The sequence below is a fragment of the Corynebacterium genitalium ATCC 33030 genome (assembly GCF_000143825.1).
GTDB classification, from domain to species: domain Bacteria; phylum Actinomycetota; class Actinomycetes; order Mycobacteriales; family Mycobacteriaceae; genus Corynebacterium; species Corynebacterium genitalium.
The window spans coordinates 1,877,421-1,903,161 of record NZ_CM000961.1 but is presented as its reverse complement, the minus strand read 5'-3'; the positions used below and the strand labels follow the sequence as shown (position 1 = coordinate 1,903,161).

21 protein-coding genes and 1 pseudogene are annotated in these 25,741 nt (G+C 62.4%); 16 read left to right on the top strand and 6 right to left on the bottom strand.

Features of this window, described 5'->3' with window-relative positions; all coding sequences use genetic code 11:
• Nucleotides 1–22: 22 nt before the first annotated feature.
• Genes HMPREF0291_RS08980 through HMPREF0291_RS08965 form a run of 4 tightly spaced genes read left to right on the top strand, consistent with a single transcriptional unit; the run spans nt 23 to nt 3,758 of the window.
• Complete coding sequence (locus HMPREF0291_RS08980; protein ID WP_005290455.1) at nt 23–535, top strand: mismatch-specific DNA-glycosylase; 513 nt, start codon at nt 23–25, stop codon at nt 533–535.
• 46 nt (nt 536–581) lie between these two features.
• Nucleotides 582–1,577, top strand: a complete 996-nt coding sequence (locus tag HMPREF0291_RS08975; protein WP_050748818.1) for a bile acid:sodium symporter family protein — start codon at nt 582–584, stop codon at nt 1,575–1,577.
• A 49-nt stretch (nt 1,578–1,626) separates the two neighbouring features.
• On the top strand, nt 1,627–3,126 hold the full coding sequence (gene gatB / locus HMPREF0291_RS08970; protein ID WP_005290451.1) for an Asp-tRNA(Asn)/Glu-tRNA(Gln) amidotransferase subunit GatB: 1,500 nt from the start codon (nt 1,627–1,629) through the stop codon (nt 3,124–3,126).
• A 2-nt stretch (nt 3,127–3,128) separates the two neighbouring features.
• On the top strand, nt 3,129–3,758 hold the full coding sequence (locus tag HMPREF0291_RS08965) for a DUF6226 family protein (protein ID WP_005290449.1): 630 nt from the start codon (nt 3,129–3,131) through the stop codon (nt 3,756–3,758).
• A 42-nt stretch (nt 3,759–3,800) separates the two neighbouring features.
• Here HMPREF0291_RS08965 and HMPREF0291_RS08960 read toward each other — a convergent pair whose 3' ends face one another.
• On the bottom strand, nt 3,801–5,204 hold the full coding sequence (locus HMPREF0291_RS08960) for a YkvI family membrane protein (RefSeq protein ID WP_005290447.1): 1,404 nt from the start codon (nt 5,202–5,204) through the stop codon (nt 3,801–3,803).
• A gap of 69 nt (nt 5,205–5,273) precedes the next feature.
• Here HMPREF0291_RS08960 and mgrA point away from each other — a divergent pair, with 69 nt between their 5' ends.
• Nucleotides 5,274–6,341: an L-glyceraldehyde 3-phosphate reductase gene (gene mgrA, locus HMPREF0291_RS08955; RefSeq protein ID WP_005290445.1), complete on the top strand. Its 1,068-nt coding sequence runs from the start codon at nt 5,274–5,276 to the stop codon at nt 6,339–6,341.
• 41 nt (nt 6,342–6,382) lie between these two features.
• On the top strand, nt 6,383–7,210 hold the full coding sequence (locus tag HMPREF0291_RS11630) for a DoxX family protein (RefSeq protein ID WP_083770309.1): 828 nt from the start codon (nt 6,383–6,385) through the stop codon (nt 7,208–7,210).
• A gap of 264 nt (nt 7,211–7,474) precedes the next feature.
• On the opposite strand, the pseudogene HMPREF0291_RS12075 reads toward HMPREF0291_RS11630, so the two are convergent.
• The 4 genes and pseudogenes from HMPREF0291_RS12075 to HMPREF0291_RS08935 form a co-directional block, all read right to left on the bottom strand.
• A pseudogene (locus HMPREF0291_RS12075) lies at nt 7,475–8,317 on the bottom strand (glycosyltransferase 87 family protein); the annotation flags it as partial.
• A gap of 1 nt (nt 8,318) precedes the next feature.
• Nucleotides 8,319–10,172 (bottom strand): dihydroxy-acid dehydratase, encoded by a 1,854-nt coding sequence (gene ilvD / locus HMPREF0291_RS08945; RefSeq protein WP_005290441.1) that lies wholly within the window; start codon nt 10,170–10,172, stop codon nt 8,319–8,321.
• A gap of 12 nt (nt 10,173–10,184) precedes the next feature.
• Entirely contained in the window at nt 10,185–10,670 is a 486-nt protein-coding gene (locus HMPREF0291_RS08940) for a PH domain-containing protein (protein WP_005290439.1), read from the bottom strand.
• A 64-nt stretch (nt 10,671–10,734) separates the two neighbouring features.
• Entirely contained in the window at nt 10,735–12,213 is a 1,479-nt protein-coding gene (locus HMPREF0291_RS08935) for a mechanosensitive ion channel family protein (RefSeq protein ID WP_005290437.1), read from the bottom strand.
• A 254-nt stretch (nt 12,214–12,467) separates the two neighbouring features.
• Here HMPREF0291_RS08935 and HMPREF0291_RS08930 point away from each other — a divergent pair, with 254 nt between their 5' ends.
• The 3 genes from HMPREF0291_RS08930 to ilvC all read left to right on the top strand — a co-directional run bounded on the left by HMPREF0291_RS08930 (nt 12,468) and on the right by ilvC (nt 15,869).
• Nucleotides 12,468–14,261, top strand: a complete 1,794-nt coding sequence (locus HMPREF0291_RS08930; RefSeq protein WP_040423762.1) for an acetolactate synthase large subunit — start codon at nt 12,468–12,470, stop codon at nt 14,259–14,261.
• 2 nt (nt 14,262–14,263) lie between these two features.
• Entirely contained in the window at nt 14,264–14,791 is a 528-nt protein-coding gene (ilvN, locus tag HMPREF0291_RS08925; RefSeq protein ID WP_005290434.1) for an acetolactate synthase small subunit, read from the top strand.
• Nucleotides 14,792–14,852: 61 nt separating this feature from the next.
• A complete protein-coding gene (ilvC, locus tag HMPREF0291_RS08920) occupies nt 14,853–15,869 on the top strand; it encodes a ketol-acid reductoisomerase (protein ID WP_005290432.1) in 1,017 nt (338 codons plus the stop codon).
• A gap of 129 nt (nt 15,870–15,998) precedes the next feature.
• Here the strand turns inward: ilvC and HMPREF0291_RS08915 are convergent, their stop codons facing one another.
• Nucleotides 15,999–16,598 (bottom strand): hypothetical protein, encoded by a 600-nt coding sequence (locus tag HMPREF0291_RS08915; protein ID WP_005290430.1) that lies wholly within the window; start codon nt 16,596–16,598, stop codon nt 15,999–16,001.
• Between the two features lie 273 nt (nt 16,599–16,871).
• Between HMPREF0291_RS08915 and HMPREF0291_RS08910 the strand changes: the two genes are divergently transcribed.
• The 7 genes from HMPREF0291_RS08910 to HMPREF0291_RS08880 all read left to right on the top strand — a co-directional run bounded on the left by HMPREF0291_RS08910 (nt 16,872) and on the right by HMPREF0291_RS08880 (nt 25,738).
• On the top strand, nt 16,872–17,735 hold the full coding sequence (locus tag HMPREF0291_RS08910; RefSeq protein ID WP_005290428.1) for a cation diffusion facilitator family transporter: 864 nt from the start codon (nt 16,872–16,874) through the stop codon (nt 17,733–17,735).
• A 15-nt stretch (nt 17,736–17,750) separates the two neighbouring features.
• A complete protein-coding gene (locus tag HMPREF0291_RS08905) occupies nt 17,751–19,499 on the top strand; it encodes a DUF262 domain-containing protein (RefSeq protein WP_005290426.1) in 1,749 nt (582 codons plus the stop codon).
• Entirely contained in the window at nt 19,496–20,413 is a 918-nt protein-coding gene (locus tag HMPREF0291_RS08900) for a hypothetical protein (RefSeq protein WP_005290424.1), read from the top strand. Before HMPREF0291_RS08905 ends, HMPREF0291_RS08900 begins: the two co-directional genes overlap by 4 nt.
• Before the next feature lie 41 nt (nt 20,414–20,454).
• Nucleotides 20,455–22,038, top strand: a complete 1,584-nt coding sequence (gene serA / locus HMPREF0291_RS08895) for a phosphoglycerate dehydrogenase (protein ID WP_005290421.1) — start codon at nt 20,455–20,457, stop codon at nt 22,036–22,038.
• Nucleotides 22,039–22,252: 214 nt separating this feature from the next.
• Entirely contained in the window at nt 22,253–24,508 is a 2,256-nt protein-coding gene (locus HMPREF0291_RS08890) for a carbon starvation CstA family protein (protein ID WP_156774918.1), read from the top strand.
• Complete coding sequence (locus tag HMPREF0291_RS08885) at nt 24,508–24,711, top strand: YbdD/YjiX family protein (RefSeq protein WP_005290417.1); 204 nt, start codon at nt 24,508–24,510, stop codon at nt 24,709–24,711. Before HMPREF0291_RS08890 ends, HMPREF0291_RS08885 begins: the two co-directional genes overlap by 1 nt.
• Before the next feature lie 10 nt (nt 24,712–24,721).
• A complete protein-coding gene (locus HMPREF0291_RS08880; protein WP_005290415.1) occupies nt 24,722–25,738 on the top strand; it encodes a 3-isopropylmalate dehydrogenase in 1,017 nt (338 codons plus the stop codon).
• Nucleotides 25,739–25,741: the final 3 nt, after the last annotated feature.

The window sequence follows — 25,741 nt, the reverse complement described above, 5'->3', positions numbered from 1 at the left end:
TGCCGCACTAAGGTCGGAAAACATGCATGACCGGATTCCCAATCCTTGCCGTCTGCTCATCGTGGGCATCAATCCCGGAACGCTGTCCGAGGAAGTGGACGCGCCGTTCGCACACCCGGGCAACCGCTTCTGGCCTGCGCTCGACAAAGCGGGCATCACCCCGTACCGGGTGTACGCCAGCGAGGGGTTGTCGGAACAGGACGCAAAGATGCTCGCAGAGCGGGGGATCGGCTTCACCAACCTCGTTGCCCGTATGACACCGAAAGCGTCCGACCTGGCCACAGAAGAGTTGGTGGAGGGAGGGGAGAGGCTTGAGGCTGTCGTCGATAAGCATCGCCCTGGCGCCGTGATGTTCGCGGGCATCGGTGCGTACCGCGGCGCATTCGGGAGGAGGAAAGCGCAGCGCGGGTTGCAAAGCGGGATGATCGCGGGCGTGCCCGTGTGGGTGGTGGGGAATCCGAGCGGGCTGAACGCGCATGAGACCGTCGAATCGCTTGCGGCGAGCTACCGCGAGGTGTGGGAGGCAACGGCTTGACCCCCTGTTGCAGGAATCCCGCTATATGGACGCTATAGTCCACAGTATGGAATCTATGAATCTTGCCCAGAGCCGGCGCGCGGAAGAGCGCTCGGCGTTCGTCGCCACCCTCGGCTTCCCGTTGCTGGTGATCGCCGGCGGCGTGATCGGCTTCGCCGCGCCCGGGGTCGTTGAACCGATTTCCGGGTGGACGACGTGGCTGCTCGGCGTGGTCATGTTCGGCATGGGTCTGACGCTGACGGGCAACGACTTCGTGTTCGTGGCCAAGAAGCCTCTGCCGGTCGTGATCGGCGTGGTGGCGCAGTTCGTGATCATGCCGCTTGCTGCTGTCGCGCTGACGTGGGCGCTGCGCCTGCCGCCGGAGATCGCCGCGGGCGTGATCTTGGTCGGCTGCGCGCCGGGCGGAACCTCGTCGAATGTGGTCTCCTACCTGGCGCGCGGCGATGTCGCGTTGTCGGTGACCATGACATCGGTGTCGACGCTGCTCGCGCCGATCTTCACGCCGCTGCTCACCCTGTGGTTGGCGGGCGAGCACATGGATGTCAGCGCTGGGCCGATGGCGTGGTCGATCGTGAAGATGGTCATCCTGCCGGTCGGTCTCGGCCTGCTCGTCCGTTTGCTGGCACCGCGATTTGTCGCGGCGGTCTTGCCGGCGCTGCCGTGGGTCTCCGTGTTGGCGATCGCGGCGATCGTGGCCATCGTCGTGGCGGGCTCCCGCGACAAGCTCGCGCAGGCGGGGCTCATCGTGCTTCTCGCCGTCGTGCTGCACAACGGTCTCGGCTACATCCTCGGCTATGTCACCGGCAAGGTGACGGGCCAGCCGGAGGCATCCTCGCGCACGATGGCCGTGGAGGTCGGCATGCAGAATTCGGGTATGGCGGCCACCCTCGCCGCGGCGTATCTCAGCCCGCTGGCCGCGCTGCCGGGCGCGGTGTTCTCCGTGTGGCACAACATTTCCGGCGCGATCCTGGCGCTGCTTTTCCGCGCAAAGGACAAAAAGGAGCAGTCCGGGCAGCCAGACAAGGCGCAGGTGGAAGCGTAAGAGGAGCTATCGTCTCGGCGAAGGGCTAAGGGCACTACACTTGGCAACCATGACTGCGTACGACCTGATGGATTACAGCGACGTCCTGGAAAAGTACGACCCAGTGATGGGTCTCGAGGTGCACGTGGAGCTGTCCACAGAGACCAAGATGTTCTCCACCTCCTCGGCCCACTTCGGTGCGGAGCCGAATACCAATATCGACCCGGTGTCGCTCGGTCTGCCGGGCGCTCTGCCGGTGGTCAACGCCAAGGGCGTGGAATGGGCCATCAAGATCGGTCTGGCGCTCAATTGCAAGATCGCCGAGTCGTCCCGCTTCGCGCGCAAGAATTACTTCTACCCGGACCAGCCGAAGAACTACCAGATCTCGCAGTACGACGAACCGATCGCGTACGACGGCTACCTCGACGTCGTGCTCGACGACGGCACCGAGTGGCGCGTCGAGATCGAGCGCGCTCACATGGAGGAGGACACCGGCAAGCTGACCCACCTGGGTTCCGCGTCGGGCCGCATCTCCGGCGCGACGGCGTCTTTGGTGGACTGCAACCGCGCGGGCATCCCGCTGATCGAGATCGTGACCAAGCCGATCGTCGGCGCCGGGGAGCGCGCTCCAGAGGTCGCCCGTGCGTACGTCGGTGCGCTGCGCGAGCTGGTCAAGGCGCTCGGCGTGTCCGACGCGCGCATGGACCAGGGCTCGATGCGCTGCGATGCGAACGTCTCCCTGCGCCCCAAGGGCCAGGAGGAATTCGGCACCCGCACCGAGACGAAGAATATTAACTCGCTCAAGTCCGTCGAGCAGGCGGTGCGCTACGAGATGCAGCGCCACGCAGGTGTGCTCGAAGCCGGCGGAGAGATTGTCCAGGAGACTCGCCACTACCAGGAGACTGACGGCTCTACCTCGAAGGGACGCCCGAAGGAGGAGGCGAGCGAGTACCGCTACTTCAACGACCCGGACTTGCCGCCGGTCATTGCGAAGCCGGAGTGGGTCGAGGAGATCCGGGCGACTCTGCCGGAGCTGCCGTGGGTCCGCCGCGCGCGCATCCAGGAGGAGTGGCAGCTGCCGGAGAAGGAATTCCGCGACCTGGTCAACGCCGGTGCCCTCGACCTCATCGTCGACACCGTCGAAGCGGGCACGACGCCGGACGAAGCCCGCGCATGGTGGGTGTCCTACATCGCCGGTAAGGCCAACGAGGCTGGCCGCGACCTGGACTCCCTCGGTGTCGAGCCCGCCGATGTGGCTCGGGTGGTCGAACTGGTCAAGGAAGGCAAGCTGACCACCAAGCTGGCTCGCCAGGCAATTGACGGTGTCATTGAGGGTGAAGGCCGCGTGGACGAAGTCGTCGATAAGCGCGGGCTCGAGGTCGTGCGTGACGACGGGGCGATCGAAGCCGCAGTCGACGAAGCTCTCGCAGCGAACCCGGACATCGTGGAAAAGTACAAGGCCGGCAACACGAAGGTCACCGGCGCCATTGTGGGTGCGGTCATGAAGGCCACCCAGGGCAAAGCAGACCCCAAGTCAATCAACGAGATCATTGCGAAGAAGCTCGCGTAGCCGTGGAACGCTACCAGCGTCCGTACATCGGGCCTGTCGAGATTCGCGATGAGTCAGGGCGCGTAATTCCCTACGGACGTAGGTGGGAGGGTTCGCCGCCGGATGAATCCTACGAGCTGCTGACGCATCCGGAACGGTTCGCTCCGCTGCACCCTGTCGCTGACGCTCTGGTGGATTACCTCATCGCTCAATACAACGTGGCGGTAGATCACTACCCCCTGCTGGATTCTCTTCATCAACAGCCAGCTCCCACCGTGGTGCGTGCCGTGCGTTTGACACCGTTGGCACCGCAGACCGCGCCGTTGACTTTCGTCTATTCCGGTCTACCGGGCATTCATCTTCACGCCGGCGCGGTTTCCTGCTGGCCTTTCCCGTCCTGCGGTTGCGACGCCTGCGACGAGGTGTGGGACGAGGCAGCTGATCAGCTCGAGGAGATCGTACGAGACGTGGTCAGCGGGCGCTTTGCCGAGCGTTTACGACACCAGGGATCGTCATGGTGGATGGAAAGCACTAACGTCTTTTCTGACGGCGACAGCTGGGCAAGCACCCAGGTCAACCGCGAGACGCTCGCAGATGTGCAGCGCCGTATGGCAGGTGTGCCCGAGAAGTGGCGCCCCTGGCCGCGGCTGTAACTTCGGTGGCACCCAGGGTAAGGCCGACTAAACGTCGACCTCCTACCTCGTGTCGGGTTTGACCGCGGGGAACTCGCCGGTCTTGTACATCTCTTCGTAGGACTTCCAGTGAATTTCATCGCCCGGGGTCTCGGGCGCGCCGTCGTAGGCATCCGATTCCGGGTCGAGAGCGGGGACGTCGGCTAGTGCGAAGTCGCTGGAGTCATCCGCGTCGAGATCAGCTGCGACCTCTTCCTGCACGGACTGCCACAATTCTTGGTCGCCGACATGGGAGTCGGATGCCAGTTCTTCGACCTCGGCCCGTTCCTCGTGCGTGAGGTCGTCCGAGTCCGGGTCGAGCTGTGTTTCCGCTAGCTCGGCGAGGCGCTCGCGGCGCCCAGCCTCATCCTTAATGTTCTGGCGGTCGCGGAACCACGCCACACCCATGATGATCGCCAGGATGAGACCGAGGTACCCCAGGACTGGGTAGACCCATCCGACCAGGTCCGCGAAGCCGATGAAGGACAGGGCGAAACCGATGAGCACGACGATGAAGTAGTAGGGGCGGAACTTCGCCGGTTTGTCGTGGCTGAGGCGACGGCCGAGCGCGTAGAAAAGACCGACGGCAGTGTTGTAAATCATCAGGTAGATGACCACGGAGACCACGGTGCCAACAGTTGGGTGCATGGAGTCGAAGACCTTTAGCAGCGGCAGGTCCGCATCCATGACGTGCTCCATGTTGAAGAAGAGCACGAACACCAAGATCATCAGCAACACAGCGAACATGATTCCGCCGAGCAGGCCGCCCTTGCCGGCCTGCGCCGGGTTGAGGTGGGAACCGGCGAACACCAGCATCATGGAGGCGTCCATGATGAGCACCAGCGTGGCGTAGTTGAGTGCGGTGACAAGCCAGTTACCGAAGGTTCCCGAAGCGTGCTGGTTCTGCTGCGCGAGCTCGTTGATGCTGCTGAGGTTGTCCGGCATGTTCATCACGGTGATCACGAACGCGCCGAGGAGACAGATGATCAGCAGCGGGGTGATGAAGGAGATCACGTTGGTGAGCTTGTCGATGTCCAACAGGCCCGACAGCAAGAGCAAAACCACCATGATCGCGGAACCGACCCAGGTGGGGAAGCCGAACTGCTGCTCCATGTTCGAGCCGGCACCGGCCACCATGACGAAACCGATGCAGAACAAGGTGAACATTGTGGTGATGTCCATGTAGCGCGCCACCCATGGGCGCGAGACGCTGCGGAAGACCGCACTGTGGTCCTCCGCTAGGTAGTAGGACCCGAGCTGGTAGATCCAGGCACTGAAGACGGCGATGGTCACACCGGCTACGGCGGCACCCACGATGCCCCAGTAGCCGAAAGAGAGGAAGTACTGGATGACTTCTTGTCCGGAGGCGAAGCCGGCTCCGACAGTCAGACCGACAAGGGCGAGCGCCATTTTGAATGATTTCTGCATGAAAAGCCTTATTTTGAGGGAGAATTCGAGCGGTCCGAGAGTACCAGATGTCTGGCACAATTGGTGAGCATGAGTTCTTACACAGCAGACCCTGACCGCTATGCCCGCGGAGGCGAGAACTGGTTCAGGCGGTGCGGCAACTCTGGGTTGAAACTGCCGCCTGTGTCGCTGGGGTTCTGGCACAACTTCGGCGATGACAAACCGCTAGAGACGCAGCGTGCCATTATGCGCCGCGCGTTCGACCGCGGTGTGACCCACTTCGATCTGGCCAACAACTACGGTCCGCCGAACGGCTCCGCAGAGATCAACGCCGGCAGGATCCTCCGTGAGGATTTCAGCAGTCACCGCGATGAGTTGATCATCTCGTCGAAAGCTGGCTGGAACATGTGGGACGGTCCCTATGGATTCGGCGGGTCCCGCAAGTACCTCATGTCGTCGCTGGATCAGTCGCTTGAGCGTCTCGGGCTGGATTACGTGGACATCTTCTACCACCACCGCCCGGACCCGGACACGCCGCTGGAGGAGACAATGTACGCGCTGCGCGATATCGTCGCGTCTGGAAAAGCGTTGTACGTCGGCATTTCGTCCTACGGCCCTGAGCTGACAGAGGAAGCCGCTGAGTTGATGGCGGGGGAGGGGTGCCCGCTGCTTATCCATCAGCCGAGCTACAGCATCTTCAACCGCTGGGTGGAGGATGGTTTGCTCGACACGGCCGCCGAGAATGGTTTGGGCGTGATCGCGTTCTCGCCGCTGGCGCAGGGTCTACTCACCGACCGCTACCTCGACGGGATCCCGAAAGATTCCCGAGCGGCTGCGGGCAAATCCATTCGCGATGGAATGCTTTCCGAGTCCAACCTCGAGGCGGTGCGCAAGCTCAACGCTATCGCTGAGAAGCGCGGCCAGACGCTGGCACAAATGGCTATTGCTTGGGTTCTGCGCGACGAAGGCGAACGCAGCGTGACCAGTACGCTCATCGGCGCATCCAGTGTTGCGCAGCTCGACGACAACCTCGACGCGGTGAATAATCTCGCGTTCAGCGATGAGGAGCTTTCGCTTATCGACGGCATCTCCGCGACCGTCGACGGTACTTCCATCAACATCTGGGGTGGCGCTACAGCTTCGCGCACACGCGGTTAGCTTCGCGGGTTTGGGCCCAGTGCTGGCCTAGATTGAAGTGCATGACTGATTCAGGCAGCACCTCCTACCGCAAGAACCTCGAGCCCGTGAACGAGCTGGATGACTTCGGTGACGTTCCCGAGGCTCCATCTGTGTATGACCGGACGGGCAAGGCCGCGCCCACTGAGGTGTTTCCTTCGGCACCCACGCCGCAGCCGGAAACTGAAGTGGGCGAGCCAGTGGCAGCGTCTCCCGCCGTAGGCGAGTCTGTCAGTATCGGTGCCCGCGAGCCTTTGGCTCGGCCGGTCGACGTTGAAGTCAACGGCCCCGCGGCTCCGGTCGGCACGGTGCCTGCAGCTCCAGCGGTTGTAGAACCCGCGGCCGAAGCACCTGTCGGCCGCGGCACGATCGATGTCGGTGCGTTGATTCTCCGTCTCGTCCTCGGTGCCCTGTTGATCCTCTCGGGCGTGGAGACCTTCTTCCAGCTGGGCGGCAACCCAGGTCTGCCGGGGCTAGAGGAGCAGTTCGCCGGGTACAGCTATCCGAGCATCCTCGCCATCGCCTTGCCAACGCTGCAGTTGGCGGCGGGCGTGTTCCTGGTACTCGGTCTGCTCACTCCAGTCGCCGCGATGCTTGCCATTGCTGCCACTGGTTTTGAATCCCTCCACCTGATCACGGTGTCGGAGAACGGTGCGAACGCGTTCACCTGGAACCCTGCTGTGTGGCTAGCGATCGCCCTTCTGGGCATGGCTGCGTCCGTCCAGTTCACCGGACCGGGCCTGTTCAGCGTCGACTTCGGCCGCAGCTGGGCCCGCCGCCCCATGACCAGTTCCTGGATCTGCGCCGCCTTCGGCGTCGCTGCGGCGTTCCTCATGTGGTGGTTCCTGTAGCGCTACCGCCAAGTAGGCGATGAAGACCGTCAACCCCATCAACCCGATGATGTTGGTGTTGAGCCACAGCGGCCACGCCCACACCTGCGCCTCGCTCTCGTCGATAATCGTGTAGCTCGGCGAGATCAGCGCACCTGCTGCAACCGCGAGTAGGACACGCAGGTTCTTCTCTCGGGCAGCGAAGATGAGCGGGAGGATGAGAATGACTCCCACCCAGTGGTGCGAAACCGCGATCGGTGCGCCCAGCGAAATGCCCAGCACCACGACGAGGAGCGCTTCGACACTGCGGCCGCGCTGCTCGAGGCGGTACGCAATGAAGATCGACAGCAAGGCGAATGTCAGCAGAATGAAAGGCGCGAGCGACTCGACGGTCCCTGCGCTGAGTAAACCGCGCGAGAGCATGCCGCCGACACCCTGGTTGGGCGGGTAGAACACGTCGCCGCCACGATCGGTGGCGAAAAACTGCTCCGTCCAGAAGTAGATGGACTCCTTCGGCCGTAGAGCGAACCCGATCAGCGCCGTGAGAGCGAAGAACCCGGCGGAGCGCGCCACAGACCACCAGTCTTTGCGCACCAGAAAAATGACACCGTACGCGGCCGGGGTGAGCTTGATCCCGGCTGCGATGCCCACGCCAATGCCGCGAATCTTCTTCGGGGTGTACCCGAGCACATCCGCTGCCACCAGCAGGATCAAGAACACATTGATCTGGCCGTAGTAGAGGTTCATGTACACGGTGTCCAGCAGCGTGGACAACCCCGTCAGCCCGATCGCCCACATCCACCATCGCTCCAGTCCGAGGCGGTGGCAGGCCATCCCGATGACGGCGAAGATGGCCAGAATGATCGCGGTGTTCCAGGCAATGTCCATCGCTACTTCGGGCAGCCAGGTCAGCGGCACGAACAGCAACGCGGCAAACGGCGGGTAGATGAAGGCGAAGCCCGAGCGGGTGGGAAAACCGTCGTAAAGCGGATCGCCGTTGACTAACGCATTGCCGGCGTCGCGGAACACACCGACGTCGAGAAGCGTCTCGTTCGCCGCCAGGTAAAAGCTGTGCCCGAGGTTGATTGCGCCGATGAGCGCGCCGAGCAGGACGAAAACTACAGGCATGCTAATCGACGCGCCGAACAGCGCCCTTGTCTGCAGACGTGGCCATCTTGCTGTACGCCCGCAGCGCCTTCGTCACGTGCCGGGTGCGAGTAGGTGTCCACGGGTTCTCCGAAGCCTCCATGGCCTGGCGGCGGCGATCCAGCTCATCCTCGTCAACATCGAGAGTCAGCTTGCGGTCACGCACAGAGATGGAAATCTGGTCACCGTTTTCAATCAAGCCGATCAATCCGCCGTGCGCGGCCTCGGGGGAGATGTGGCCGATGGACAACCCCGACGTGCCGCCGGAGAAGCGGCCGTCGGTGATCAGCGCGCACTTCTTGCCCAAGCCAGCGCCCTTGAGGAAGGACGTCGGGTGGAGCATTTCCTGCATGCCGGGGCCACCCGCCGGACCCTCGTAGCGGATCACCACGACTTCACCCGGCTGAACCTCGCGGGACAGGATCATTGAGACGGCCTGTTCCTGCGAGTCAACGACACGGGCGGGGCCGGAGAACTCCCAGAGTTCCTCCTCCACGCCAGCGGTCTTCAAAACCGCCCCGTCCTCCGCGAGATTGCCGCGCAGGACCACCAGTCCGCCATCAGCGCTGAAGGGGTGGTCGAAGTCGTGGATGACGCCATTGACCGAGTCGGTGTCCAGTTCGTCCCAGCGGTTGGACTGGGAGAACGCTTCGGTGGAGCGCACACCGCCGGGGGCAGCGAGGAAGAGTTCCTTAGCTTCGTCGGTCGCTTTGCCGCCGCGGATATCCCAGTCGTCGAGCCAGTCCTGCAGGTTCTCATAAACGACAGAGCGAACGTCGGTGTGCAATTTGCCGGCGCGGTTGAGCTCACCCAAGATGGCGGGGATGCCGCCTGCACGGTGGACATCTTCCATGTGTGCGGTGCCGTTCGGGGCGACCTTCGAGATGCAGGGAATCTCGTGCGACAACTCGTCGATGTCCTTGAGGTCGAAGTTGACCTCGCCCTCCTGAGCAGCGGCCAAGGTGTGCAGGATGGTGTTGGAGGAGCCACCCATAGCCATGTCCAGTGCCATGGCGTTGCGGAAAGCATCGCGGTTAGCAATGCTGCGCGGCAGCACCGACTCATCGCCCTCGCCGTAGTACTGACGGGTGATGTCCATGATCGTGCGGCCGGCGCGTTCGAAGAGCTGGCGGCGGGCAGTGTGCGTGGCCAAGGTGCTGCCGTTGCCCGGCAGGGACAGGCCGAGAGCCTCGGTCAGGCAGTTCATCGAGTTCGCGGTGAACATGCCCGAACAAGAACCGCAGGTGGGACAAGCGGACTCCACGATGCGGTCCAAGTCCTCATCGGAGATGTCGTCGTTCGCCGAATAGGAGATCGCGTCAACAAGGTTGGTCTTCTTGCCGGACTGCGCCACGCCGTCAATGACGACAGCCTTACCGGCCTCCATCGGGCCGCCGGAGACGAACACGGCGGGTATGTTCAAACGCATGGCGGCGTTGAGCATGCCTGGGGTGATCTTGTCGCAGTTGGAAATGCACACCATCGCATCGACAGTGTGGGCATTGACCATATACTCCACGGAGTCGGAGATGATCTCGCGACTGGGCAGAGAATAGAGCATGCCGCCGTGGCCCATGGCAATCCCGTCGTCCACCGCGATGGTGTTGAATTCCTTGGGCACACCGCCAGCTTCACGCACCGCCTCAGCGACGATGTCACCGACGTTCTTCAGGTGCACATGCCCGGGCACAAACTGGGTATAAGAGTTCACAATGGCCACGATGGGGCGGCCGAACTCGTTGTCCTTCGTGCCTGTGGCTTTCCACAGAGCACGGGCACCGGCGGCCTGACGGCCAGCGGTGGTGACCCGAGAACGAAGGGGGATCGCGTGAGACACGTGCTTGCTCCTTTAGCTGTCGTGTGCGTTGTCTCGGCGCTCGTATTCCTCTTTCGTGATGAGCACCGAGTTGCCTTCCTGGTCTGTAACTTCGACCATCCCGTCTGCGGCTTCAGCGGCTTCGGTGATCACGTCGGTGATCCGTCCGCCGGAGGCCTCTGACAGCGCGGGCAGTGAGTTGAACGTTACTCCTGGCATGGCGTACTGGCTGCCGTCGGCCACAGTTGCTTTCGCACCGGCACCTTCGAAACTGACACCCTCCAGGTCGTCCCAGTCGATGGAGACGTTCTTCCTGAATAGGTACGTCAACTCCAGCCCGTGGTCACTGACATGAGTCTTGGCAGTGAAGACCCACGCCAAGAACAGAATGGGGAAGATGAGCAGCCAGCCCAGGTACTGCGGTGCCCAAGAAATGCCGATGAGAGCGATACCCATGATGAGCCCGACCGCGAGCACGTGGGTGCGTTCGGGTGTGAAGGTGCGGCCTTCGGAAGTCATGGGAGACATGCTATCGAATGCCCCGGACACTCTCTAAAACACAGCCAAGTACCGGTAGGGTCAGCTAGTTTTGCGTCTGCTCGGTCTGCTCTGCCTCTTGCGGAGCGCCCGTCGGCTGGGACGGGGCTTCGCTGGGCTGCTGCTGAGTGGGCTGCTGCGCGGGTGTCGTGGCCGGCTGTTGCTCCGGCTGTTGCTGGTTCTGCCGTTGTTGCTGCTGCTCCGACGTCGGCGCCTGGGTCTGCTCGGTTGCCGGTGTCTGCTCCGTAGTCGGCGGCTGCTTCGTTTCAGTCGGCGTTGTTGATTCTTCCGGCACAGTTGATGTCGGGTTCACCCGTGGCGGGGCGAGAACACCGGATCGCGCTTCGCTATCTTCGGCAGCGGACATGGTCAACCCGCGGAAGATGAGCAGCACGATGAAGGCTGTGATGAGCGCTCCGGTGGACGCGCGGACGCGTCCGCCGAGTGTGCCAAGCGCGTGCCTGCGTTGAGTCTGATCTTGGGCAGCTGGGTCGTTGTCTGCCTCCGGAATCTCCGTGTCACCGGCGGTGATGCCGGTTCGGTTCGCGGGGATCACTGTCGTGTGAGCCTCTTCAGCGCCTTCGAGGCCCCAGTCCGAGGCGTAGCGTTTCGACGCGAATGCGGGTGCGAAGGCGGACGTCTTTGGGTTGTCAGGGTCATCCGTGGTCTCGCCGCTGACGGGGGTAGCTGAACCGTACTCATCGAAGAACTCTTCGAGAACATAGACGTTGATGGCTCGCTCGATGGGGAACTGGTCGCCAGGGGAGCAGCGGATCATATACCGGATGTCCAGTGTCCACGGCATTCCCACAGTCGTGGGAGCGTTCAAGTTCAAACCCGGTTGGGAGAGCAGTTCGCCCCGGATGAGCGGTTCGATCTCCGGGTCGGCGATGGCGCGGCGGGCGGCGCTGTCGGCGCGTGCGATGACTTCCTCGGTGTCGCGCGAACCCAGCAGCGGGACCGGGACGACGACTAGCGCCCGCGACCAGTGGTTGGAATTGTTAATGCACACCTGGGCGGCGGAGTTCGGGATGGTCACCGTGTACTCCTCCAGCGTGCGCACCTGCGTGGAGCGCATGGTGATCTGGATGACGGTGCCCGTGAGATCCACGCCGTTGCCCTGGAAGGTGACGAGGTCGCCCACGCCGTACTGTTTCTCGGACAGGATGAAGAACCCTGCGACGAAGTCGGCGATGATCTGCTGCGAGCCGAAACCGACAGCGGCGGAGATCACGGTGGCGGGGATGGCAGCGCCGGCGAGCGAGAACCCGATCTGCTGCAAGAGGAAAACCAGGATGAGGAAGTAGGCGATGATCTGGATGATGTAAATGCCTACTCCGGCAATTGCCAGCGAGGACTTGCCCTCGTCTTCGTCCTGGGAAGCTTGGATCCGCTTCTCGACGATCCGGTTTGCCAAACGCCCTGCACGCGGCACGAGCATCGCGAGGATGATCAGGAGCGCAAGGTTGATGCCTGTGTCGGCGATCCAGCTCCACACCTGGTTGAAAATTAGTTGAAACGGCATAGCAGTTTTAACCCTATCCCGTTATTGCCTATAGAGACCTGGGAGATGTGTATGATCTAGGCATGTTCACATTCGACCTAGTGGTAGTACCAGCGCGGCGCTCGGCCTACGCGTGAAGTACGTCACTGCCTGAGGTCGGAAACGACAAGCGCCCCCGCTAATCTAAAGCGGGGGTTTTGTTCTGGTAGACACCGCACAACTCATAAAGGAGTTCGAGAAAAGTGGCAGCGTCACAAAGCAAACAGTCGGAGAGGATGACGGGAGCGGAAGCGATCGTCCGCAGTCTCGAAGAGCTCGGCACTGAAGTCATCTTCGGTATCCCGGGCGGAGCAGTGCTGCCGCTGTACGAGGCTTTGTTCTCCGCTGAGAAACTGCGCCACGTTTTGGTGCGGCACGAACAGGGCGCGGGTCACGCCGCAGAAGGTTACGCCTGGGCATCCGGCAAGGTCGGTGTGTGCCTGGCCACGTCAGGACCGGGTGCCACCAACCTCGTCACCGCGCTGGCGGACGCGTACCTGGACTCCGTGCCGCTTGTCGCCATCACCGGTCAGGTCGGTTCCTCGCTGTTGGGCACCGACGCCTTCCAGGAGGCGGACATCCGCGGGATCACCATGCCGATCACCAAGCACAACATCATGGTGAGCCACCCGGACGAGATCCCGGGTGCGCTCGCCGAAGCGTTCCACCTCGCCAGCACCGGCCGCCCGGGCCCGGTCCTGGTCGACTTTCCGAAGGACGTGCAGAACGCGGAGCTCGACTTTGCCTGGCCCCCGGCTGTGGACCTGCCGGGCTACAAGCCCACGACAAAGCCGCACTCGCGCCAGATCACCCAGGCGGCGAAGCTGATCGCCGAGGCGAAGAAGCCGGTGATCTATGCCGGCGGCGGCATCATCAAGGCGGGCGCACACAAGGAGCTGCGCGAATTCGCCGAACTGACCGGCGTCCCGGTTGTCACCACGCTCATGGCTCTCGGGGCTTTCCCGTCCCACCATGAGCTGTTCATGGGAATGCCGGGCATGCACGGCACCGTTCCGGCGGTAGCCGCGCTGCAGAAGGCTGACCTGCTCATCACTATCGGCGCGCGTTTCGACGACCGTGTGACCGGCGACCCGGACCGCTTCGCTCCCGACGCGCAGGTCATCCACGCCGATGTGGACCCGGCCGAAATCGGCAAAATCCGGGTTGTGGACGTGCCTATCGTGGGCGATGCCCGCCAGGTGCTCTCCGAGTTCACGGATGTCTTCAAGAAATCGAAGAAGATTTCCGCTCCGAAGATCGACGAGTGGAAGGGTTACCTGGGCGACATGAAGCAGCGCTTCCCGCGCGGATACGACCCGCAGTCGGACGGGTCTCTGTCCCCGCAGTACGTCATTGAGACTTTGTCCAAGGAAGTCGGGCCCGAAGCCATCTACGTTGCTGGTGTGGGCCAGCACCAGATGTGGGCTGCCCAGTTCATCGACTTCGAGCACCCGCGGACCTGGCTCAACTCCGGTGGCCTGGGCACCATGGGCTTTTCTGTTCCGGCAGCGCTCGGTGCGAAAGCCGCGTGCCCGGACAAGGAAGTCTGGGCGATCGACGGTGACGGTTGTTTCCAGATGACCAACCAGGAGATCACCACTGCGGCGGTGGAGGGCTTCCCGTTCAAGGTCGCCCTGATCAACAACGGCAACCTGGGCATGGTCCGTCAGTGGCAAACGCTGTTCTACGAGGGCCACTACTCCCACACGAAGCTGCACCAGGACACCACGTACGTGCCGGATTTCCTGGGTCTCGCGTCTGCGCTCGGTGCTGAAGCGATCCGTGTGACCACGGAGGATGAGGTGCTGCCCGCGATCCAGCGCGCCCGCGAGATCAATGACCGTCCGGTGGTCATCGACTTTGTGGTGGGCGAGGACGCTCAGGTGTGGCCGATGATTTCCGCCGGTAGCTCGAACTCTGAGATCCAGTACGCGCGTGATCTGCGCCCGCTTTTCGACGAAGAAATCTCCGCCGGTGAATCACCCGCCGACATCCACGAAACCGTGCAAGAAGTGAACGAGGAGAACTAGCAATGACTACCAACGATCTTTATGACGATGTGACCCGCAGCGTCCTGTCTGTGCTGGTTCAGGATGTCGACGGAATCATCACCCGCGTCACCGCCATGTTCACCCGCCGCGGCTTCAACCTGGTCTCCTTGGCCACAGCCAAGACGGAGACTGAGGGGATCAACCGCATCACGGTGGTTGTGGACGCCTCCGAACATGCCGTGGAGCAGATCACGAAGCAGCTGCACAAGCTGATCCACGTGATCAAGGTGATCCGCCTGGAAGAGGACAAGTTCATCGCGCGCTCCCTGATGCTGGTGAAGGTCAACGCGAACAACAGCAACCGACCGCAGGTTGTCGATGCCGCGAATATTTTCCGCGCCCGCGTGGTGGATGTGTCGCCGGATTCGGTGGTCATCGAGGCGACCGGTACGTCGAGCAAGCTGAAGGCTCTGCTTGAGGTGCTCGAGCCCTTCGGTATCCGCGAACTGGTTCAGTCTGGACGTGTTGCGCTCAACCGCGGCGCGAAGACGCTGGCACCCTCTAAGTAAATTTGAAACGCCCCTCCCGTATAGTGGGATAGGCACATATCCCGACGAAAGGTTTCTCACCATGGCTATTGAGGTCTTCTACGACGACGATGCCGATCTGTCCATCATCCAGGGTCGCAAGGTCGCCATCATCGGCTACGGCTCCCAGGGTCACGCGCACGCTCAGAACCTGCGCGAGTCTGGTGTCGAGGTCGTCATCGGTCTGCGCGACGGCTCCAAGTCCGCTGATAAGGCAAAGGAAGCTGGTTTCGAGGTCAAGTCCAACGCGGACGCAGCTGCTTGGGCTGACGTCATCATGCTGCTGGCCCCTGACACCTCCCAGGCTGAGATCTTCAAAAACGACATTGAGCCGAACCTCAATGAGGGTGACGCTTTGTTCTTCGGCCATGGCTTGAACATTCACTTCAAACTCATCGAGCCGGCAGAGAACATCACCATCGGCATGGTCGCGCCGAAGGGCCCGGGTCACCTGGTCCGCCGCACCTTCGTCGACGGCAAGGGCGTGCCCTGCCTGATCGCCGTCGAGCAGGACCCGAACGGCAACGGCCGTGAGCTTGCCCTGTCGTACGCAGCCGCGATTGGTGGCGCACGTGCGGGCGTCATCCCGACCACCTTCGAGGCTGAGACCGTCACCGACCTCTTCGGCGAGCAGGCTGTGCTGTGTGGTGGCCTGGAGGAGCTGATCATGAACGGCTTCGACGTCCTGACCGAGGCTGGCTACGAGCCGGAGATGGCGTACTTCGAGTGCCTGCACGAACTGAAGCTGATCGTTGATCTGATCTACGAAGGCGGCATCGGAAACATGAACTACTCCGTTTCGGACACTGCCGAGTTCGGCGGCTACCTCTCCGGCCCGCGCGTCGTGGACGAGGGGGCTAAGGACCGTATGCGTGAGGTGCTCAAGGACATCCAGTCCGGCGAATTCACCCGCCGCCTTGTCGCCAACGTCGACGGCGGCAATAAGGAGCTCGAGGGCCTGCGCGACCAGATCGCACAGCACCCGATCGAGACGACCGGCGCTAAGCTGCGCGACATGATGAGCTGGGTCAAGAACCCCCTGACAGACACGGCGCAGTAAATCGCTTCTCGACGACAATGAGCTCCCCGGTAGGGGAGCTCATATTTGTTTGTCAGTTTTCTTTGGGTTTCAGATACGACAACGCCCCGCTCCCCAACGACAGGGGAGCGGGGCAGAAGCCTTTCGCGCTTAGTTGGTGGCGTTCTCTACGGCGTCACCGGCAGCGTCCTCAGCCTCATCAGCAGCGTCGCCTGCGGTGTCGGCAGCGTCACCAGCGGCATCGCCAGCGCTATCAGCAGCGTCGCCTGCGGCGTCACCAGCATCGCCGGCAGCGTCCTCAGCACCCTCAGCCGGGCTAGCCTCGCCAGCCGGAGCCTCGGTGGTGGTCTCGTCGACGGTGGTGGTGCCAACGGTGGTGGTGGACGGGTCAGCGTCGCCCTCGTCGCCGTTGCCGGAAACCAGAGCGTAGATCAGCCAGCCGAGCAGCAGCAGGGCGAGCAGACCCAGCAGCCACTTCCACCAGTTGCCGCCGCCGTTCTCGGTCTCCTGAGCGGCGGTGGAGCCACCGGTCGTGGTCGCCGGACGGTTTGCCGCAGCGGTGGTCTCGGTGCGGGCGGTGTTCTCCTCGTCCGGGACGATGCGGGACTCGCTGACGCGGGTTTCGTCGATCGGCTCGCCGCGGCCGATGCGGTCCTCAGCGTTACCGATGCGCTCGGTCGGCAGGTTGTTCGCGTCGTGCGGCAGCTTGTTCGGGTCGTTCGGGTTCAGGTTCGGGTTCTTGGAGGTCATCTCGACACCTTTCTAAATAACGCATCTCGTTAACGTACAAGTAACCAAGGTAACAACTTTTCCGGTGACGTGACGGGAGGGGGTGAAACAAGTTGGGGATGGGTCACCTAGATTCATGAGTTTACTCCCAGGTGAGGCACAGTTTTCGTCGATTTCCAGTTTTCAATAGAGTTTCAATAAGAGCCAAAATGTCATAAAGTGGTGACCGTGAGGGAACACAAGCACGACCATGGACACCATGGGCATGGTCACCAGCACCATGATTCCGCGCCCATGTGGGCGCTTGCGGTCGCGCTTGGGATCACCGCGATTGTGTTCCTCGCGGAACTTGCCGGCGGCTGGCTGTCCGGGTCCATGGCGTTGCTCGCAGACGCGATGCACATGCTGTCGGATGCCACCGGTCTCATCATCGCACTCATCGCAGTGCTGATTGGCCGGCGGAAAGTCTCGGCGTACGCGACCTTCGGATACCGCCGGGTGGAGGTGCTCGCGGCGGCACTGAACGCCGTCACCGTTGTGGTCATCTCCATCGGGATCGTTGTGGGGGCGGTGCGCCGTCTGGGCAGTGGGGAAGAGGTGCACACGGCCACCATGATCACAGTGGCATTCGTGGGTCTGGTGGCCAACATCCTTTCGGCGGCAGTGCTCTATTCCCAGCGGAAGCACTCCATCAACGTGGAGGGTGCGTTCCTTCACGTGATGGTGGACTTGCTCGGATCAGTCGCGGTCATCGTGGCGGGTCTGGTCATTGCCTTCACGGGGTTTCAAGCTGCAGATGTCATTGCGTCCCTTTTGATTGCAGGGATGGTGCTCCCGCGGGCGTGGGAGCTGCTCAAGACGTCGATAAGCGTGCTGCTGGAACGAGTGCCAGCGCACATTGACCCTGCTGAAGTCGAGGCCGCACTGTTGTCGATTGACCATGTGGAGGGCATTCATGACCTGCACCTGTGGTCAATGAGTGGGAACAACGTGCTGTGCACTGTTCACCTCATCACACGCGGCGATCAGGGGGTGCTGCTTGACCGTGCGCAGGCGCGTCTGCGCGAATTCGGGATCGACCACGCCACCATTCAGCTTGAGGGGCCTGAGCACTCAGCTCACGAGGTATTCTGCGCCCCTCATGAACACGCGCAGTGATCTAGAGTTGTGGTCATGGGGTTTACCACGCCGAGCTACTCCTTGACCGACCTGTTTGCGCGCATTGATCGTGGCGAACTGCAGATTCCTGACTTTCAGCACACATATCTGTGGGATGTGGATCGCACGCGCACCTTGATTTCCTCTGTGCTGCGCGGATACCCGGTGGGCACCTTGCTGGCGTTGGATACCCGCAATGAGCCGATGCGCTTCAAACCGCGCACGCTTCCTGGGGCGCCGGAGACAGACAACGAGCCGGGGCTTCTGCTTCTCGACGGCCAACAGCGCCTCGCCTCTCTCTACCTTGCCCTGCAAGGTGACGGTCGTCTGGAGGTGCTGGATTTCCGTCAGCGCCGGATCCATCGCCGCTACTTCGTTGATGTGCGTGCGGCGGTACGGGCTGAGCCAATACCAGAGGAGGCCATTTTCGCCGTGGATGATGAGGGAGTGATTCGCTCCCACTTCGGTCCGGACATTCCCGGCGGCATCACTGACCGCCAGACGATGGTGGACAATTACGTCGTGCCGGTGTCGGCGCTGCTGTGGGAGGAGGGAAATGATCTCCTGTTCGATATGGCGGCCAATGCGGAGGATCCGTCGTTACGCGAGGATGTGAAAGCTTTCCACCGCAGCATTGTCCGTCCGCTGGCCGCTTACGACTTGCCGATGACCCGTCTTGAACGCGGCACATCCCAAATCGGTGTCGGGCAGATTTTCGCGCAGGCGAACTCCCAGGGCGTGTCGATGGACGTGTTCGAGCTGCTCACTGCAGTGTTCGCGCTGGAGAGCCCGGACTTCTCACTGGCAGCTCACTGGGAGGAGTGCGAGGGGGTGCTGCACCAATACCCAGCGCTGCGATCGGTGACGCGCGTGCGTTTCCTGCGCGGTGTTTCGCTGCTGGTATCCGGCATGAACGGTTTCGCGCGCGGTCACCGCGGTGACATTCTCAACCTGAAACTGGATGAGTACCTGTGGGCCTCCCGCGATCTGCTCGCCGCGTTCGAGCGCGCTGCGCAGTTCCTTTCGGACCGTTGCATCTTCAGCGTCGACCAAGTGCCCTATAACGGCCAATTGGTGCCGCTGGCTGTGATTCTCGCGCGCCTGTCCTACGAAGACGGTTGCCTGGACAATCCGGCGACGTGGGACCGCATTAACCAGTGGTACTGGAGCGGGGTGTTCGGAGAACTGTACGGAGCGCACTCGCCGTCGATACGCGCGGGCTCGGACGTGGACCAGGTCACCCCATGGGCGAAGGGCGAGACCGAGGTTGTGCCCAAGACGGTTCAGGATGCAGAGTTCGTCGAATCCCGTCTCATCACCGCTGACGAAGACTCGGGCGTCTACCGCGGTCTTTTCTCACTCCTCATGGCGCGCGGTGCGAGGGACTGGCGCACGGGCAAGCTTTTCGACGGAACCACCGTCGCCGAACTTCAACCTGGCTTCTACCAAGTTTTCCCGCCCGGTTTCTGCCGCGTGCACAATGTCGATCCGCAATTGGCGGCCTCCGTGCTCAACCGCACACCGCTGGGTAAGCGGACAGAAAGCGTCATGGAGGGCAATGACCCGAAGCGTTACCTGTCCCGGCTACAGTCCAAAGCCATCATGGAAGATGACGAATTTGATGCGCTGCTAGCCACCCACGAGATTGAGCCGGAGTACCTGCTCACGTCGAACTGGCAGGCGTTTTTCGCGGACCGCCACGAGCGGTTCCTGGGCATGATCGAGTACGCCATGAACAAGCCGGCGCAGCGAGACCGCGTATGAAGCTACGTCGCAGCCTCGCTGTCTTCGGCTCGTGCATTGTGCTCGCCGGCTGCACATCCGAGAGTCCTGGCCCTGAGGCGGACACGTCTACCGCTGGCAGCACGAGCAGCACAAGCAACACGGCAAACAAGGACCCTGAACTCCAGGAAGCCCGCACTGTGAATTCTTCCCGCCACGTGGCGGAGCAATTTGAGGGCCATCCCGTCGTGCTCGACGATCCGCATGGGTTCGCAGCGACCGAATTGTTCTTCGAATCCTCCGAGATTCTGATTCTCTCGGACGGGGACATGCATTCGCAGCTGCGCGCGGCATCCGTGGCTGCGGTCGCACATGCCCCGATGGTCATTTACGACAGCGACCACCACAATCAGGTCATTCAGGAAATTGAGCGACTCGGCGCGCACACTATCTTCGCGGTGGGTTATGTTCCGGTGCTCAACTACACGGAGGATCTCGTGATCGTGCGTGACCCGGGCGGGCTGGAGGCGCTTGAGCAAGCGACGTCTTTAAAATTCACCGAACACGTCGTGGAATCGCCAGACGATGCCGCTGTGGCGGTGGCGGACCTCAACGCCTCTGAACCCACGTGGCTGCGCGCGGGATTCCCCGGGGAGCAGAAGGTTCCGGAGAACGCGGAAAGCGGGACGGTGCCTCTTCAGTCGCGGCTGGATGCAGAGATGGCGCCGCAGGTCATCGCACTGGACAGCGCTTCTGTTCCGGCGATCGCTACTGCCCGGGCCTACGGAGCAGCGGTGACCGTGGTGCCGGATCCGGATCCCCGGGCCGCACGGGAAACCCTGCTTGCCACAGCCGGTTTGGCGGACAAACCCTTAGTCGCCCTCGGGCGTGACTTTGGAACGGGAGAGGATCTGGCAGACCGCATCGCGGAAGCGGAAGCGGGGGCGCTAAACTAACCAGCGCTGCTGATATCCCGTTTCCAAGGAGAGTACCCACCGTGTCTAAGCCCGTCGTTCTCATCGCCGACAAGCTCGCCCAGTCCACTGTTGATGCCCTCGGAGACGCAGTAGAGGTGCGGTGGGTTGATGGCCCGAACCGTGCGGAACTGCTCGCAGCTGTGCCCGAGGCTGAGGCTCTTCTCGTGCGTTCTGCAACGACTGTGGACCGTGAGGTTCTCGAGGCTGCTCCGAACCTACGCATCGTGGGCCGCGCTGGTGTCGGCCTGGACAACGTCGACGTGCCGACGGCCACGGAGCGCGGCGTGATGGTCGTCAACGCACCGACCTCGAACATTCACTCTGCTTGCGAGCACGCAATCGCGTTGCTGCTGTCCACTGCCCGCCAGATCCCGGCGGCCGACAAGACCCTGCGCGACGGTGAGTGGAAACGTTCTTCCTTCAAGGGCGTGGAGATCTTCGGAAAGACCGTCGGCATCGTCGGCTTCGGCCACATCGGTCAGCTGTTCGCGCAGCGTCTGGCCGCCTTTGACACTGAGATCATTGCGTATGACCCGTACGCGAACCCGACGCGTGCCGCGCAGCTCGGTGTTGAGCTGGTCGAGTTGGATGAGCTGGTCTCCCGTGCAGACTTCGTGACCATTCACCTGCCCAAGACGAAGGAAACGCAGGGCATGTTCAATGCTGAGCTGCTGGCAAAGGCGAAGGAAGGCCAGATCATTGTCAACGCGGCCCGCGGCGGGCTTGTCGACGAGCACGCGCTTGCCGACGCGATCACAAACGGCCCGATTCGCGGTGCAGGTTTCGATGTCTATGCCAGCGAGCCGTGCACCGACTCCCCGCTGTTTGAGCTGGAGGAGGTCGTGGTGACCCCGCACCTGGGAGCGTCGACTGCGGAGGCACAGGACCGCGCTGGCACTGATGTCGCAGACTCTGTGCTCAAGGCTCTCGCGGGCGAATTCGTCCCGGACGCGGTCAACATCATTGGTGGCGCGGTGAACGAAGAAGTGGCAGTGTGGCTCGATCTGTCCCGCAAGCTCGGTCTGCTGGCCGGCAAGCTTCTCGACGACGCACCGGTCTCCCTCAAAGTCACCGCCCGCGGGGAGCTGTCCCACGAGGATCCGGCCACGCTGGCGCTGTCTGCCGAGCGCGGTCTGTTCTCCGGCATCGTCGAAGAGCCGGTGACCTTTGTCAACGCCCCGGCTATCGCGGAGGCCCGTGGCCTGAACGTCGAATCCGGTGTCGCTTCCGAATCCCGCGGCCACCGTTCCTCCCTGGAAGTTCAGCTCGTGTCCGCCTCCGGTGACACCGCCACCGTCGAAGGGGCGCTTACCGGCCTGGAGCACGTGGAGAAGATCGTCCGCATCAATGGCCGCGGTGTGGACATGCGGGCAGAGGGCCGCAACTTGTTCCTGTCCTACACCGACCAGCCGGGCGCCCTGGGCAAGGTCGGTTTCCAGCTGGGCGAGCACGACATCAATATCGAAGCTGCCGCGCTGACCCAGTCCGCAAAGGACGACGGCGCGTTCCTCATTCTCCGAGTCGAGTCCGAGGTGCCTGCTGATCTTGAAGCTTCGGTCGCGAAGACCATCGAAGCGGACTGCTTCCAGCTGGTGCTCGACTAGCTCATGCGCGTATATATTCGTGCCTGATTAGGTCATCTCGCTCGACCGATACGCTCCAGCGAAAGAAACTTATCCCGGATGTGAATTAATCCGGGATTTTTTCTGCGCCCGTCTCCGCGCATATGCGAGTATTTACGCACTTCATTTTCTTAGCCTAATTAAGGGGGCGAACTTGACCACCGCAGTTGAACGCGACGAGTCGCAAGCGGGCGCAGTGCCGCGCGAAAGGCTCGAAATCACCACGACACCCGACGGGAAAGAGCACGTCGTCGGTGTGAAGCCGAGGAAAGCGATCGGCGCCGTCGAACGTATCGTCATCGGTTTCGCGGCAGTGCTCGCCGCGCTCGGCTGGGGCGCGATCGCGTTGCACCGCGGCGAGACCATCAATTCGGTGTGGCTCGTGCTCGCCGCCATTGGCACATACATCATCGGGTTCAGCCTGTATGCCCGTCTCGTCGAGTACAAGGTGGTCAAGCCGCGGAATACCCGGGCGACACCGGCCGAGTATGTCAATGACGGTTCTGATTTCGTTCCCACCGACCGCCGCGTGCTCTTCGGCCACCACTTCGCCGCGATCGCCGGCGCCGGCCCTCTCGTCGGCCCGGTCATGGCCGCGCAGATGGGGTACCTGCCCAGCACGCTCTGGATCATCATCGGCGTCGTGCTTGCCGGCGCGGTGCAGGACTACCTCGTTCTCGCCGTGTCCCAGCGCCGCCGCGGCCGCTCCCTGGGGCAGATGCTCAAAGAGGAAGTCGGCCAGGTCGGCGGCGTCGCCGGCAGCATCGCCACCATGGTCATCATGGTGATCATCATCGCCGTGCTGGGCCTGGTCGTGGTCAACGCCCTGGCGGAGTCTCCGTGGGGTGTGTTCTCCATCGCGATGACCATCCCGATCGCCTTGTTCATGGGGGTGTACGGCCGTTTCCTTCGTCCGGGCCGTGTTGCGGAGGTCTCCGCCATCGGCGTGGTGCTGCTCATGGCGGCGATTCTCGGCGGCGGGTACGTCGCGGAGACCTCCTGGGGCGCGGAACTGTTCACCCTGTCCAAGGCCACGCTGGCAGTCTGCATCCTGATCTACGGTGTGGTCGCCTCCATCTTGCCGGTGTGGTTGCTGCTCGCCCCGCGCGATTATCTGTCCACCTTCATGAAGATCGGCGTGATTGTCATGCTGGCGCTGGCGATCCTCATCGACAGGCCCGAGGTTCACATGCCGGCGATCACATCCTTCGGCCTAGAGGGCGGCGGCCCGGTATTCTCCGGCAACCTGTTCCCGTTCCTGTTCATCACCATCGCCTGCGGCGCGCTCTCTGGTTTCCACGCACTGATTTCTTCCGGCACCACCCCGAAGCTGCTGGAGAAAGAGACGCACGCACGCGCGATCGGGTACGGCGGCATGCTCATGGAGTCTTTCGTGGCCATCATGGCGCTGATCACCGCTGTGGTGCTCGATCGGCACATCTACTTCGCCATCAACTCCCCGAAGGCAAAAACCGGCGGGGAAGAAGCTACCGCGGCTGAATTCGTTAACAGCCTGAACATCCCGGGGCAGGGAGTCTCCGCAGAGCAGCTGACGGCCCTCGCCGAGGCAGTGGGGGAACCGAGCATCGTGTCCCGCACCGGCGGCGCACCGACCTTCGCCATCGGCATGTCCGAGATCATGACCAATATCTTCAGCCACCCGGGCATGCAGGCATTCTGGTACCACTTCGCCATCATGTTTGAGGGCCTGTTCATCCTTACCGCCATTGATGCCGGCACCCGCGTCGCCCGCTTCATGATGGGCGACATCATCGGCAATGTCTCTGGCCTGGAGAAGTTCAAGGACCCGTCCTGGCGCGTGGGCAGCTGGGTGTCCACCGTTCTCGTCTGCGGTATGTGGGGCGCGATCCTGGTCATGGGTGTGACCGACCCGCTCGGCGGCATCAACGTGCTCTTTCCGCTGTTCGGCATAGCCAACCAGCTGCTGGCGGCGATCGCGCTGTGCCTTGTCACCGCGATCGTGTTCAAGAAGGGGCTGTTCAGGTGGGCGTGGATCCCGATGGTTCCGCTGGTGTGGGACCTGATCATCACCATGACGGCGAGCTGGCAGAAGATCTTCAGCGACGATCCTGCGATCGGCTACTTCGCGCAGCACTCGAAGTACAAGGATGCGCGCAACCAGGGCCTGGAGACATTCCAGGCGGCGGGCAGCCCGGAGGAGATCGACATTGTCGTGCGGAACACGATGATTCAGGGCATTTTGTCCATCTTCTTCGCAGTGTTGGTGATTGTCGTGGTCGTGGCGACGGTGGTGGCGTGCGTGCGTGCGGTGCAGGCCCACAAACGCGGAGAAGAGATCGAGACCAACGAGGAACCCGATGTCTCGTCCACCCTGTTCGCCCCGCGCGGGATGCTCGCCACGGCGGAGGAGAAAGCAGTGGCGAAGGAGTACGGGCTCGAATTGAATTCACCGGCGGAAGCGGGGCATTAATGGGTGCTATCGCACATGGTGCCGTCTCGGCATTCAAGTGGACGAGTTGGTACATCAAGGAGCTGATGGGCGATAGCGACTACGCGAAGTATTGTGCGCATCAGCGCGCCCACCACCCGGACGCAGAATTGATGACGGAACGGGAGTTCTGGAAGACGCGGTGGGCACACCAAGAGGCGAATCCGGGGAGCCGTTGTTGTTAAGCTGAGCTGCATGAAAGTTGCGGTTATTGCAGGGGACGGCATTGGTCCCGAGGTGATGGAAGAAGGTCTCAGAGTTCTGCGCGCGGTGCGCGGAGACGTGGAGCTCACCGAGTACGACCTCGGCGCTCTCCGCTACCTGCGCAACGGCGAGCTGCTGACCGATGAGGACTTGGACAGCTTGCGGGAGCACGACGCGATCTTGCTCGGCGCGATTGGCGACCCAGACCGCGTTCCGGCAGGCGTGTTGGAGCGCGGTTTGCTGTTGCCGCTGCGCTTCAAACTGGACCATTTTGTCAACCTTCGCCCATCGAAGCTGTACCCGACGGCGGTGAGCCCGTTGGCGAACCCTGGGGATATCGACTTTGTCGTTGTGCGCGAAGGAACAGAGGGCCTGTACTGCGGAAACGGCGGCACCCTGCGCCAGGGCACCCCCGCGGAGGTTGCCAGCGAGGTCTCCCAAAACACCCGCTACGGTGTGGAGCGCCTTGTCCGCCACGGTTTCGAGACCGCCATGGAGCGACGCAAGAAGCTCACTCTCGTGCACAAGACGAACGTGCTCACCAACGCCGGTGCGCTATGGCAGAACACCGTCAACGATGTCGCCCGCGAGTACCCGGAGGTGAACGTCGATTACAACCACATCGATGCCGCGACGATCTACATGGTCACCGACCCGTCGCGCTATGACGTGATTGTCACCGACAATCTCTTCGGCGATATCCTCACCGATCTTGCTGGTGCTGTCGCCGGTGGTGTTGGTTTGGCGTGCTCGGGCAACATCGATGCTTCCCGCACCAACCCCTCCATGTTCGAGCCGGTCCACGGATCCGCACCGGATATTGCGGGCAAAGGCATCGCGGATCCGACCGCGATGATTCTCTCCGTCGCCATGATGCTGCGCTGGCTTGATGATGAAGATGGAGCCTCCCGTATCGAGGCTGCCGTCGCCAACGACGTGTCTGCACGGGGCGGGGAGGAGATCTCCACGGAGCGCGTCGGCACCCGCATCGCGGAGGCTCTCAAGTAGACT